The sequence below is a fragment of the Haloferula luteola genome (assembly GCF_014201715.1).
Taxonomy (GTDB): Bacteria; Verrucomicrobiota; Verrucomicrobiia; order Verrucomicrobiales; family Akkermansiaceae; genus Haloferula; species Haloferula luteola.
On sequence record NZ_JACHFD010000002.1, the window covers coordinates 259,687 to 272,327 of the forward strand.

General features: G+C 59.8%; 8 protein-coding genes. 2 read left to right on the forward strand and 6 right to left on the reverse strand.

Annotation, left to right across the window (positions count from 1 at the left end):
- Positions 1-23: 23 nt before the first annotated feature.
- Positions 24-1,418 carry a 30S ribosomal protein S12 methylthiotransferase RimO gene (gene rimO, locus HNR46_RS02990; RefSeq protein ID WP_184015648.1) on the forward strand — a complete coding sequence of 465 codons (1,395 nt, stop codon included), beginning with the start codon at positions 24-26 and terminating at the stop codon, positions 1,416-1,418.
- Positions 1,419-1,541: 123 nt separating this feature from the next.
- Positions 1,542-2,837, forward strand: coding sequence for a phospholipase D-like domain-containing protein (locus HNR46_RS02995; RefSeq protein ID WP_184015650.1), 1,296 nt, complete (start codon positions 1,542-1,544; stop codon positions 2,835-2,837).
- A gap of 12 nt (positions 2,838-2,849) precedes the next feature.
- Here HNR46_RS02995 and HNR46_RS03000 read toward each other — a convergent pair whose 3' ends face one another.
- From HNR46_RS03000 to HNR46_RS03025, 6 genes are all read right to left on the reverse strand, one after another.
- Complete coding sequence (locus tag HNR46_RS03000; protein ID WP_184015652.1) at positions 2,850-5,939, reverse strand: error-prone DNA polymerase; 3,090 nt, start codon at positions 5,937-5,939, stop codon at positions 2,850-2,852.
- Entirely contained in the window at positions 5,921-7,390 is a 1,470-nt protein-coding gene (locus HNR46_RS03005) for a Y-family DNA polymerase (protein WP_184015654.1), read from the reverse strand. The genes HNR46_RS03000 and HNR46_RS03005 overlap by 19 nt, the downstream gene beginning before the upstream one ends.
- 2 nt (positions 7,391-7,392) lie before the next feature.
- Entirely contained in the window at positions 7,393-8,028 is a 636-nt protein-coding gene (locus HNR46_RS03010; protein ID WP_184015656.1) for a hypothetical protein, read from the reverse strand.
- A 143-nt stretch (positions 8,029-8,171) separates the two neighbouring features.
- Entirely contained in the window at positions 8,172-9,170 is a 999-nt protein-coding gene (locus tag HNR46_RS03015; RefSeq protein ID WP_184015658.1) for a bile acid:sodium symporter family protein, read from the reverse strand.
- Between the two features lie 83 nt (positions 9,171-9,253).
- The gene (gene secA, locus HNR46_RS03020; RefSeq protein WP_184015660.1) at positions 9,254-12,103 is read right to left on the reverse strand and encodes a preprotein translocase subunit SecA; all 2,850 of its coding nucleotides are present in this window, start codon (positions 12,101-12,103) and stop codon (positions 9,254-9,256) included.
- 161 nt (positions 12,104-12,264) lie between these two features.
- Positions 12,265-12,597, reverse strand: a complete 333-nt coding sequence (locus HNR46_RS03025; RefSeq protein WP_184015662.1) for a hypothetical protein — start codon at positions 12,595-12,597, stop codon at positions 12,265-12,267.
- Between the last annotated feature and the right edge of the window lie 44 nt (positions 12,598-12,641).

A 12,641-nucleotide genomic window follows, 5' to 3' on the forward strand; every position in this document is an offset into this window, starting at 1 on the left:
CCGGCCCTTCTTTCCCATTCGCCATGTCCACCACCGTCGGTCTCATCTCTCTCGGCTGCGCCAAAAACCTCATCGACTCTGAGGTCATGATGGGCCATCTGGCCCAAGCAGGCATGGCTCTCACGCCCGATGCCGAACTGGCCGATGTCCTCATCGTCAACACCTGCTCGTTCATCGACATGGCGAAGAATGAGTCCATTGAGGCCGTCTTCGGAGCCGTCAATGCGCGCAATGACGACAGCGAGCGGAAAAATCAAAAAATCATCGTCGCCGGCTGCCTTTCCCAGCGCTTCGCCACACACCTCCCCGGCCTCATGCCGGAAGTCGACGCCTTCATCGGCCTCGACCAGATCACCAAAGTCGCGCCCATCATTGAAGGTCTCGTCGGCAAAACCCCCGCGCCGCCAAAAGACGACGGCGTCGCCACCGACGACGAGCGCGACTTCGTCACCCTCAAGCCCAAGTACGTCCCCGACTACAACACCCCTCGCTGGCGCCTCACTCCCGATCACTCCGCCTACGTCAAAATCGCTGAGGGCTGCAACCACACCTGTACCTTTTGCATCATCCCAAAAATCCGCGGCATGCACCGCTCGCGGACTCAGGAAAGTGTCGTTCGCGAAGTCCGCGATCTCGTCGCCGCAGGGGTGAAGGAAATCAACCTCATCTCCCAGGACACCACCTACTTCGGCATGGATAAATGGGAGGGCAAACGCCCCAATCCCAATTCTCCCGTCGATTCCACCCGAGGAGAATCCCTCGCCTCACTCCTCCGGGAGCTCAACACCATCGAAGGAGACTTCTGGATTCGCCTCCTCTACACCCACCCGGCGCACTGGTCAGATGAGCTCATCGAAACCATCGCCCAGTGCGACAAAGTGGTGAAATACGTCGACATCCCTCTCCAGCACATCTCCGACCGCATGCTCGCGGCGATGAAGCGGAAGACCAATGGCGACTACATCCGTGACCTCCTTCGCCGCATGCGCGCCGGCATCCCCGGCCTTGGCATCCGCACCACCTTCATCGTCGGCTTCCCCGGCGAAACCGAAGAAGACTTTGAAGAACTCCTCGAATTCATCCGCGAATTCCGCTTCGAGCGTGCCGGTGTCTTCCAATACTCCAAGGAAGAAGACACCCCCGCTTACAAGATGACCGGACACATCCATCACATGACCCGCAAGAGCCGCTGGTCCCGTGCGATGGCCGAACTCCAAAACATCGCAGGCGAGCTCAACCAACAACAAGTCGGCCAAGCCGTCCGCGTCCTCGTCGAGGAACCCGGAGTCGGCCGCACCGCTTGGGATGCCCCCGAAATCGACGGTTCCGTCCACGTCGACGAAACCATTCCCGTCGGTGAGTTTGCCGAAGTCACCATTCGCGACTGGCGCGGCTACGATCTCGTTGCCGCCCGCTAAACGCCGGCTCCTCGCCCGCGCATCCTGCCCCGCGGCCCGTGCACATCGCCTCACAGCGGTGATGCCGAGAGGCGGAAATCCCTGAAATCTCCGTCTGGCGCGGCCCCTGCAATGGCTGCTGCCATGGAGTATCCTTGGCCTTCCCTCCTGGCTGCGCGCGCGCCCACGATTCCCGAAATTCTCCTCACCCTTGCGGTGGCCATCCTCGCATTCATGTTCTGGCGACTCTCCCGTCATCAGGAATGCCACTATGAAGGAGAACCCGAAGGCCGCATCGATACCTCACTGCGGGCCTTGGCTGGATCCACCCACAGCCGCCTCACCCCCGGCAATCGATTTGAGCTGATTCAGGACGAAGCATTCTTCGATGCCATCGATCAGGCCATCCGCAGCGCCCGCCACACCATTCACCTCGAAACCTTTCTCTGGGAAAAGGGAGAAGCCGCCACCCTCGTCGCCCATTGCCTCGAGGAAGCCTCCCGCCGTGGAGTCCAGGTCCGCCTGCTCTTGGATGCCGTCGGTTCGAAAAACGCCTGTCCCGACCAGCTCCGCAATCTCCGCCAAGCCGGCGCCACCGTTCGGCGCTTCCGCCGCATCGAAATAGCCAACCTTGGCCGGTGGAATGTCCGTGACCACCGAAAAATCCTCGTCATCGATGGTCACACCGCCTTCATCGGCGGCCATTGCATCACCGATTCCTGGTTCAAGGACGGACCCAAACTTCCCCGCTTCCGCGACCTAAGCGCCTGCATCACCGGGCCCATCGTCGCCGAAATCCAATCCTGCTTCTTCGAAAATTGGACGGAAAACACCGGAGAGCTTTTCGTCGACGACACCACCTTTCCTCCCCTCAAAGCCCAAGGCGATACCCTCATGCACCTCGCCTACGTCAAGGCCGACCAATCCCCCTCCTCCGTTCAGGTCCTCCACCACCTCTCCATCGCCTACGCCAAAGAGCGCATCCGCATCCAAAACCCCTACTTCATCCCCGATAAAACCGCTTCCGATGCCCTCGCCCGCGCCGCCCGCCGTGGCGTCGATGTCCGCATCATGATTCCCGCTCACGAGGCCACCGACTCCCCCATCGCCGAACGCGCCGGCCACCATGCCATCCGTGGCCTCTTGGAAGCCGGCGTCCGCGTCTTCTTCTACCAAAAAACCCTCATCCACCAAAAGGTCATCGTTATCGATGGCCTATGGGCTGGCATCGGCTCCAGCAACTTCGACGACCGCTCCTTCGAAATCAATGACGAGCTCACCCTCGGCATCGCCGATACCACCATCGCGCATCAACTGGAAACCATCTTCGAAAACGACCTCCAGGAATGCCGCGAAGTCGATCTGGAGACGTGGAAAAACCGCCCCCTCTTCAACAAGCTTCTCGACGGAGCCATCCACCTCTTCAACGAGCAATTCTAAGGCCTCTTCCGGCTAATGAAAATCATGGGACTTGGCCCCCAGCCGCGCATCCGCACCCGGCAAGGGCCGCACCTGCGTCACATACACCGTGCGCTGCTCCCCCTCAGAAATCTGCACCCGACCACTCGCCCACAGAAATGGCTCACTGACGATTGTCAGCCGTAACTCCTCGAACGTTTTCCGTGGTACAAACAGATTGGAAATCCCCGTCTCATCTTCCAGCGAAATGAAACAATGCCCCTTCGCGGTTCCCGGCCGCTGACGACAAATCACCAAACCACCCACCTCGACCGCCATCCCGTGGGGCAAGCCTTGCAGACCTTGCGCATCCACGAGCTTCATCGTACTTCCCTTTCGCCACAGCTTCATCGGATGCGGACCGCTCGATAAACCCTGCGTGGCAAGATCCGCCGTGAGTCGCTCCGCCATCGACATCGCCGGCAACGCTCCTCTCTCCCTCTCTACCGGTAGCAAATCCCGCATGAATGGCAGCTCGACCTGCCACATCGCCTCCCGCCGATGCATGCCCTCCGGCAAATCATTCAAGGCCCCAGCCTTTGCCAGCAACCGGCGTTCACGCACATCTGGAGCCACCCTCATCAAGAAATCATCCAAACTCTCAAAATCCCGGGCCGCCCGCATCGCGAACAAACGTCCCGCCGTCTCCTTCGAAAGTCCCTTCACCCGATGGAGACCCAAGCGAATCGTCTGCTCATCCACCACTTCCGTTTCCCAACCACTCCCCACACAAGAAACCGGCAGCGCTCGGATTCCATGCCTCCGCGCATCCTGGAGCAATGAGTGAGCCGAATAAAAGCCCATCGGCTGATGATTGATAAGCGAGGCGTAAAACGCCGCCGGATGATGCACCTTCAACCAACACGATTGATAGGCAATCGCCCCAAACGCCAATGCATGGCTCTCCGGAAAACCATAGAGCGCAAAATTGCCAATCGAACGCACCACCTTCTCCTGCACTTCCGCCTCCACACCCCTCTCTTCCATCCGCTCACGCAAGCGCGCCGTCACCTTACGCATCCTCTCGTCCGTCCGATTGAACGCCATCGCACGTCTCAACTCATCCGCTTCCGCTCCGGTGAAATCCGCCAGAATCATCGCCATCTTCAGCACCTGTTCCTGAAACAACGGCACTCCCAACGTCCTCGCTAACACCGGCTCAAAATCGGGGTGGATGCAATCCACGGGCTCCAAACCATGGCGCCGCCGTAGGTAAGGATGCAGCAAATCCCCAACAATCGGCCCCGGACGAACAATCGCCACCTGAATCGCCACCTCATAGAAGTGATTCGGCTTTAAGATGCGCAGAGTCGACATCTGTGCCCGCGATTCCACCTGAAACGTCCCCACCGTATCCGCCCGATGAAGCATCGCATACACGGCGGGGTCATCGAGGGGGATTCGCGCCGGATCCACTGGTGTGCCACGCCGCGCACAAATCTCATACGCATCCTGCATCGCTGCCAGCATCCCGAGACCGAGCAGATCGATCTTCACGATTCCAAGATCCTCGCAGTCGTCCTTGTCCCATTGCACCACCGTCCGTCCTGGCATCGTCGCCGGCTCGATCGGCACCACTTCGTCCAACCCTCGATCGCAAATGATGATTCCCCCGGAATGCTGCCCGAGGTGCCGTGGTAACCCAAGCACACTCTGATAAAGGCGCTCCAAGGCATTCGCCCGTGGATGAGATGGAGGCACCAAAGAACCGAATGGCACTCCTTCATCATGATCCGGATGATGATGCCCCAAAGAAGAGAACCGATCCGCCAATCCAGGGGGGAACCCCAACACCTTCGACATCTCTCGAAACGCCGAACGTGGTCGGTAGGTGATCACATTCGCCGTCATCGCCGCCCCCCGCGCACCATACTTCTGGAAGCCATACTGAATCACCGCCTCCCGCCGCTCCCCGGAGGGAAAGTCGATGTCGATGTCCGGCCACTTGCGTTGGTTCTCCGACAAAAACCGTTCGAAGACAAGACGTTGCCCAAAAGCATCGACATGCGTGATCCCGAGCACGAAGCACACGACCGAATTCGCCGCCGACCCTCGACCTTGGCACAAGGTTCCCTGACTGCGGGCAAATCGGACAAGGTCCTGAACGATCAGGAAATACCCGGAAAAACCCAGTCGATCGATCAAGCCAATCTCTTTCTCGATCTGCTTCAGGACCTCCCTACGAGGCTTCCCATATCTTTCCTCTGCTCCTTCGAGGCTGCGCTGCCGAAGCAGGGCCGTTTGCTCCGCCATCGCCATCGGCCTCCCTGCTGCATCAGGAAAATCCGGAAAACGATACCCCAGATTCTCCAAAGTGAACTCCAAACGCTCTTCAAGCCTCCTCGCCTGATCCAGTGCCTGCGGCAGATCCGCAAAAACGCGCGCCATTTCTTTAGGAGACTTCAAGTGCCGCTCTCCATTCGGAGCCAGTCGGCTTCCAGCCTGATCGAGAGACACATGATGCCGCAGACAGGTAAAGGCATCCGCCAAAAGCCGATCGGCGCGGGTAGCATGCACCGGTGCATTGCAGGCCAATAACGGCAGTTTCAAATGCGCCGCGAGATCGATGAGATGGCGCACCAAGCGTCCGTCGTCGCGCAACCCATGGCGAAGGATTTCCACATACACCTGATTCCTCCCGAACATCGCCACCAAACCCTCTGCAGCTCGCAAGGCTGCGGCCCGATCATCGCGCAGCAGATGGCGCATCACCGGCCCTTCACGATCCCCCGTCAGCACCACCAAATCCCCATGATTCAATGGACCGTGCTCCACTTCCACCCCGAGGTGCTGATTGCTCAACCATCGGGAAAGTCGCCGGTACCCCTCCCGGGTGGCGCAGAGAACAGGCAGCGGCGCCCCGTCAAATGGGATCGTCGCCCCCACCACCGCTCGAATTCCCCCTTCACGCGCCGCGTGATGAGCCCGTGCAGAGCCATAGAATCCATCGTGATCGGTGATCGCCAAGGTCCGCAGGCCGAGCGCCGCAGCCTGCTGCACCATTTGCTCCGGTGAGCTTGCTCCGCGCAGAAATGAAAATGCCGAGCGTGCATGGAATTCCGCCATCATGACCGCCGATAACATCCGTGAAGCTGCCAGCGCTCCGGTGGCAGATGAGCCAACCGGAACAGTCCACTCCCGAGCTGAATGTCCCACTCCAGCTGCCGCCAGCTCGCACCCTCATCCCACCATTGGCCTGAACGCAGGAAGGGCCCGCGACAATCCAAAATCTCTCCGCGATGCAGACCTGAAAGAACCGCCAAAGGCCGCGGCCCCGGCGCGAACGCCACATGCACTTCGTGGGGAGGACGGAATCGCCGCAAAGGAACGGAACCCGCTGGCGCCACCTCAGAGTCTTCCACGAGACTGGGCTGATCCGGATGGCGAAGACAAAAATGCTCCTCCCGGTGATCCCTCGAAGGCTCAGGAATGCCCACCCGGTCATGCCCCAACAAAGCTTCAAGTCGCGCGAGCGTCTCCTGCCACTGCTGCGGACGTGGAAGCTGGCGGCGAAAAGCATCGCGCTGCGTGGCTTCCGGCTCCGCGGTTTCCACATCCAGCCCTATTCTTACGACAGCAGCTGGCAGCTTCAGATTTTCTAGCAACACCTGAATCGGATCCAACAAGGCTTCGCATCGAGGTTCCGGCAGACGCAGCTCCCGCACTTTCTCTGCGCCATCTTCCAGCAGAAACCGCAGCCGAAGCGCGCGCACCGCTTGATGGCGAGCCTGCAACCTCCCCCCCAAAGGTCCCAGCAAACGCTGGAAGGCGAAAACCAACGGCTCCCATTCCACCACCGGATACTCCAAGTCCAGCTCTTGCCCCAACTGCTCGGGAACTCGATGAAGCCGCAGCCAACGTTGCTTGCGCCCATGCAAGATGTCGTGCCACTCCCCCACTTCCGGCCCCAGTCGCTCCATGAGTGCCTGCCGCGGCAATCCCATGAAATCCCCCAGGCAAGACAAGCCCCAGTCTTCCAAAACCGCCAACGCTTCCCCCGCCCCCGGCAGACACCGCAAACACTCCACCGGCAGCGGTTTCAACGCCTCCACCGTCACCTTCCGCCCGTGCAACTCCTCCACCTGCACCCCCAAGCAGGCAAGGTCTGGCGTTTCTGCCAACACATGCCGGAGTTCCCCGCCACCCGACATTTCCAGCCAATCGAGCCGCCCGGTCTGGCGCGCCGTCGCCCGCGAAAGATCGAGCACCAAAGTATCCGGCCCAGCCACCTCCAAATCCGGCGTGAGCGTCTCTGCCTGCTCCAGCATTTCTGCTAACAATGCCAACTCCTGCTCCGCACAAGGCGCAAGCACCTCCAAACCCGGACAACGAACAAGAGCTCGGTTGAGCGGCCAGCCCGCATCGATTCCCGTCCGCCGTGCCGCCGCATTCACCGCCAACAAAGGCAGCTTCACCTTTTCCACCACGGCCCCTTCCACCAACGACAACACTCCACATGGCAAGCGCCACGCCTCAGGACGTGCTGTCAACGCCGCCAACACCGGCAAATCCACCAAATGGAGGGCCGCAAACATCTTCAACCCCATCTCCTTTCTCGCTCCTGCACGACCTGCATCCGCTCAATCAACTCCCGCCGTGGAACCTCAAAATCCACCAACTCCCACCGCGCGTTGAGCAACCAGCGCACCACCGCACAAGGCACCCGCGGCCGGAGGCTCATCACCACCAATCGACACCCCGTTTTCTCTGCCACCCACTTGAGCCGCCACCACACCGAATCCGACACCCCCCTCCACTCCCGCTCCTCCATCCCACAGGTATCCAGCAACACAAAGGGCACATTCCCATCCCGCACCAGCAGCTCCGCGGCCTGGAACATCTCCCGCACCGCCTGACATCGCACCCACAACAATCGCGAACATGCCGCGACCGTGAAGGAAGCCGGATCAAAACCATCTCCACCATCCACCAACACAAACTCCGGGAAATCCACCCGCTCCTCCACCTCACCCAACAAACCCGCCACCAGCATCCCCAGCCCCGGCCCCATCACCTCAGAAATAGCCCCCATCGGAAACAGCTCCGCCGAAAATGCCTGTCTCTGCGAAGCCGACGAACCCTCGTCCCCCTCTTTCTGATCTGAAATAAAAGCATGCGCCTGCGGGAACTTCTCCCGCAACTGCTTCCGCAAATCCTCGATCGCATGCGCCATGCGCCTCATCGAATCAGCATGCCGGTAAATGTTCAAGTGAACACTTTCGCGCCCATTTCCGCAACGCCGAAGATCCCCGTCCTGCGGCCTTGAAGTGGTCCCCTGAGCGGAGCCAGGTCCGGGCAAAAATCACCCGAACTTTCTCACCCCTTCGCCCGCGCCCAGCGATTGGCCAGCAAGCCGTTGGCGAACAACTGCAATGGGTGATAAAACATGGTCGGCAGCAAAATCAGAGAAAGGTCGGGGCTATCGCCGAAAATCAACATCGCCAACGGTACCCCCATCGCCAGGGTTTTCTTCACCGCACAGAAGTAAGCCGCAATACGGTCATCCCGCTCCAGCCCCAACACTCGGCAAGCTCCTCCTGCCAACAGCGAAATCGACAAAAACAGCACCACCACTCCTGCCACCGTCTGCACAGTCAGCAGGGCTCCATATTTCCCCCAGATGTTCTCCGCCACCGAGTCGCAGAAAGCCGTGTAGACGATAAAAAGAATGATCATGTTGCTGATCCTCGCCACCCACGGCTTGCGACGCTCCACCAGCTCCTTGAGCCATGGCCGCAGGCCCATTCCCAAGGCGAAGGGCAGGAGGGTCAACAGGATGATCTTGACCAGCAAGGGGCCAAAGCTGCCCGTGCTGCCCGTCGATCGCATCAACCCATGCACCAGCAAAGGCGTGATCACCACCCCCACTATGTTCGAAAGCGCGGCATTGAATAGCGCCCCGGCGACATTGCCACGAGCTACGGCGGTCAGCACCACCGAAGTCGAAACCGTCGAGGGCAACACGCAAAGATAGAGAAACCCCTGCCGCACGGCCGCCGGCTGACTTTCCCACAGAACCGGTGCCAGGTGGTCAAAGAGCAGTCCCACCAAAGGGAAGATCACAAAGGTGAAGGACTGAACCACCAAGTGAAGCCGCCAATTCGCCGCACCATCACGGATCTTCTCCACCGCCAACGAAAGCCCCTGAAGAAAGAGAATCAGCGCAATCCCTCCATTGCCCACCAACTCGGGATGAAGAACGCCACCTCGGGCCCCAGGACCAGGAAAAAGGAAGGCCATAGCCACCACCAGAACGAGCCCAAGCAGGAATCCGTTCGCGCGCAGCCAGGAAGCGGGTGTGATCGACGAGGCCATCGGAAAGCGGCCTCATAGGCCGACCTCCCCACTTTGGCAAATGCGATGGATGCCAGGGGAGGCCGGGAAAACCCGAAGCAAACTCATCCCGCAACGGGAGCCACGCTGCTGACCAGGCGTGACAAACTCCTCGCGGAAGCCTCCTGGATGGCATCCATCAACCCGGAGAACAACGTGTAAGCTTCATTTTTATACTCCACCAACGGATCCTTTTGCCCTTGGGAACGGAGAAAAACGCCCTCGCGCAGATCCTCCATGTCATCAAGGTGGTTTTGCCAGTGATGGTCGATCGCCCGCAACACCACATCACGCTCGATCGGTTCGAAGCGTTCCGCAGAAAGCCCCTCGACCCGGCGTTGATACGATGCTTCCAAAAGTTCCGGAAGCTGCACGAGATCCTCCGGCAACTCTTCCACTCCCCAGCCCGCTGCCCACTGGCGCAAAGAAGTCAAATCCGGCTGCTCTGGATCAAGCTCCGCGAGGTAGCGGCGCAGCGTCACCGCCGTTCCCTCTCGCAGGATTTCCTGCACCATCTCCCTCACGTCACGTGCATGAATGACTTCATTGCGATGCTCGTAAACGATGCTGCGCTGAAGGTTCATCACATCATCGAAATCGAGCACCCGCTTGCGGATTTTATAGCCATGCTGCTCGACTTGCTGCTGAGCGGCTTCGATGAGCTTGCCGAGGGACGCACCTGTCAAAGTGCGGGCTCGGGCAGCAGAATCCTCAATCATGCCCGCCATCCGGTTGGGCGCTGCATGATGACGCATCAAGTCATCTTCCAGCGAAAGAAAGAACCGGGCATACCCAGGATCGCCCTGGCGGGAACAGCGCCCGCGCAACTGCCGATCCACCCTCCTTGAAGGATTGCGCTCGGTGCCGATGACGAACAAGCCCCCCAGCTCCGCCACCCCGGGAGCGAGTTTGATGTCCGTGCCACGGCCCGCCATGTTGGTCGAAACCGTCACCGCACCTCGCTCCCCGGCCTTCGTCACAATCGCCGCTTCCTGCGCGTGATTTTTGGCATTGAGAACCGCATGCGGAATCTTGGCTCGCTTGAGCAAACGCGAAAGCGTCTCCGATGCCTCCACTGAAGCGGTGCCCACCAAAACGGGCTGCCCCGTGATGTGAACCTTGGCGATGCGATCGACAACCGCTTGGTATTTCTCTGCGCGGGTTCGATAGATGCAGTCGTTCTCATCCACCCGGATGTTGGGCCGATGGGTCGGGATCGGCAGCACATCCAGTTGGTAGATATCGTGAAACTCGGCGGCCTCCGTTTCCGCCGTCCCTGTCATCCCTGCCAACTTCTGGTAAAGCCGGAAGTAATTCTGGATCGTGATGGTCGCACAAGTGCGGTTCTCCCGCTCGATGGCGACTTTCTCTTTCGCCTCAACCGCTTGGTGCAGTCCATCGGACCAACGCCGGCCAGACATTTCGCGGCCAGTGCTTTCATCAATGATCGTCACCTTCCCCTCGCGAACGACGTAGTGGATGTCGCGCTCATGAAGGCAGTAGGCCTTCAACAACTGCGAGATCGTATGCACATCCACCGCACGCGCTGCAAAAAGTTGCCGCTCATCCTCTCCCGCCGCGGCGTCCAGTTCCGGCACAGTGAATGCCTCCGGATCCTGCGGCGAAAGAAAGCACCGTCCCATCTCCGAAAGATCGGCATCTCGATCCTTTTCGTGGATGCTGAAATACAACTCCTCCTTGAGTTGAACGAGGGTCTTGCCAAAACCACCACGCTGGTAACTCAGTTCGGTTTTATCCACGAGGCGGCGCAGCTCCGGCTGCTCCATCATGCGCAGAAACTGTCGGTGACGAGGCTGACCGAGCTTCAGCTTTAAGAGCGCGACTCCCGCCGCAGACTTCTCACCCGCTTCCAGCAGCCGCTTGGCTTCGGTCGCAAAGCCATTGCAAAGCTCCACTTGTCGGCGCACCAAGCGGGCAACAGCGGGTTGGTGCCTCACGAAAGGCTCCGATGCATCGTGACCTGGCATGGTGATGATCAACGGAGTGCGGGCCTCATCGATCAGAATCGAATCGATCTCGTCGATGATCGCAAAATAATGACCACGCTGAACCTGCTCCGCACGACTGCGGGCAATCCCATGGTCACGCAAATAATCGAAGCCGAACTCCGCATTCGTGCCGTAGGTGATATCGCAGGCATACTGTTGCTGGCGATCTGCCGGTTGCTGCGAATTTTGCAGGCAGCCGACGGTCAATCCGAGAAAGCGGAAAAGCTCGCCCATCCACTCGGCATCCCGGCGGGCAAGGTAATCGTTGACGGTGACCACATGCACTCCGAGCCCCGTCAGCGCATTGAGATACACGGGTAGGGTTGCCACGAGGGTTTTGCCCTCGCCGGTTTGCATTTCTGCAATCAATCCACGGTGGATGGCGATTCCCCCCATCAACTGAACGTCGAAATGCACCATCTCCCAGGTCATGGTCTGACCACAGACCGTCGCCTGATGTCCGACCATTTTGCGGGCCGCATTTTTCACCACCGCATAGGCTTCCGGGAGAATGCGTTCCAGATAGCGCGCACGGGCGGCATCGAGGCCATCCTCCATCCGGTGCCACCCGAGCCGGGCCTGCTCCAAGGACTCCGGCGTCGCTTCCACGCGCCGCGGGAGGGACGGAAATTCCGCCCTCAAGGCATCAAACCGCTCCTGCAGGGAAGCGGCCAACCGTCGGCGACTTTCCTCATCGCCCTCCTTCACTTGTCGCCGTGATGGCAACTCGAATGGCTGATAGAAGGAAAGCTCGCGCTGCCACTTCTGAGTAAGCTCTCGGAGGGCCTCCTCGGGCTCCCCTTGCAAGGCTTCTTCGTGGCGGTGAATGCGGCCAACGATCGGACGGATCTTGGCCAATTCGCGTTCGTTTTTTCCCGCGAAAACGGGAAACAGTCGTGAAATCATGATGAAAAAAAGTGAAGATGCAGCCCCTCTCAGAGGAGCGGTCGGATGAAACCGGTCAACCTGCCGAAACGGAGTTCAGCCGGGTAAAATGGGTGCCAGCAGCCAAACAGCCGGTCCCCCTTGGATCAAAAACGAGGCCGCCAATGCTGACCTCTTCCGCATCAAGCAAGCGGTGGCTCGCGGCTCTTCAAATTCCTTCTCAGCAGATGAAAGGGCGGCAGCTCTGTCCGCTCTTCAACGGGCAGCCAAATGCACGGCAACTCCACCCGGGCGAATCCCACAGACGGAATATCGCGCACCAGAACCGGCCTCAGCGGCAGATGCCCCTGCACCCCGACATCCGGGCTGGCCTGGGAAATCCCCACCTCATTCGGACCCGGATCCGCCGACTCCGCATGCCCCAGCCCAAGGGCCGACCAACCCACGCACAACAGCAGGGCGATGACCCATGGGATCAAAGCCGGCCGGGCATGCAGCTCGTCGGTTTTCTTCATCAGACTACGGTCTTCCCCACTCTCCGCGAGAAAGACCGCTGCAA

Excerpts from the sequence above, each read along its gene's own strand:
- rimO (WP_184015648.1), top strand. The coding sequence starts at position 24 with ATGTCCACCACCGTCGGTCTCATCTCTCTCGGCTGCGCCAAAAACCTC.
- HNR46_RS02995 (WP_184015650.1), top strand. The coding sequence starts at position 1,542 with ATGGAGTATCCTTGGCCTTCCCTCCTGGCTGCGCGCGCGCCCACGATT.
- HNR46_RS03000 (WP_184015652.1), bottom strand. The coding sequence starts at position 5,939 with ATGTTATCGGCGGTCATGATGGCGGAATTCCATGCACGCTCGGCATTT.
- HNR46_RS03005 (WP_184015654.1), bottom strand. The coding sequence starts at position 7,390 with ATGTTTGCGGCCCTCCATTTGGTGGATTTGCCGGTGTTGGCGGCGTTG.
- HNR46_RS03010 (WP_184015656.1), bottom strand. The coding sequence starts at position 8,028 with ATGGCGCATGCGATCGAGGATTTGCGGAAGCAGTTGCGGGAGAAGTTC.
- HNR46_RS03015 (WP_184015658.1), bottom strand. The coding sequence starts at position 9,170 with ATGGCCTCGTCGATCACACCCGCTTCCTGGCTGCGCGCGAACGGATTC.
- secA (WP_184015660.1), bottom strand. The coding sequence starts at position 12,103 with ATGATTTCACGACTGTTTCCCGTTTTCGCGGGAAAAAACGAACGCGAA.
- HNR46_RS03025 (WP_184015662.1), bottom strand. The coding sequence starts at position 12,597 with ATGAAGAAAACCGACGAGCTGCATGCCCGGCCGGCTTTGATCCCATGG.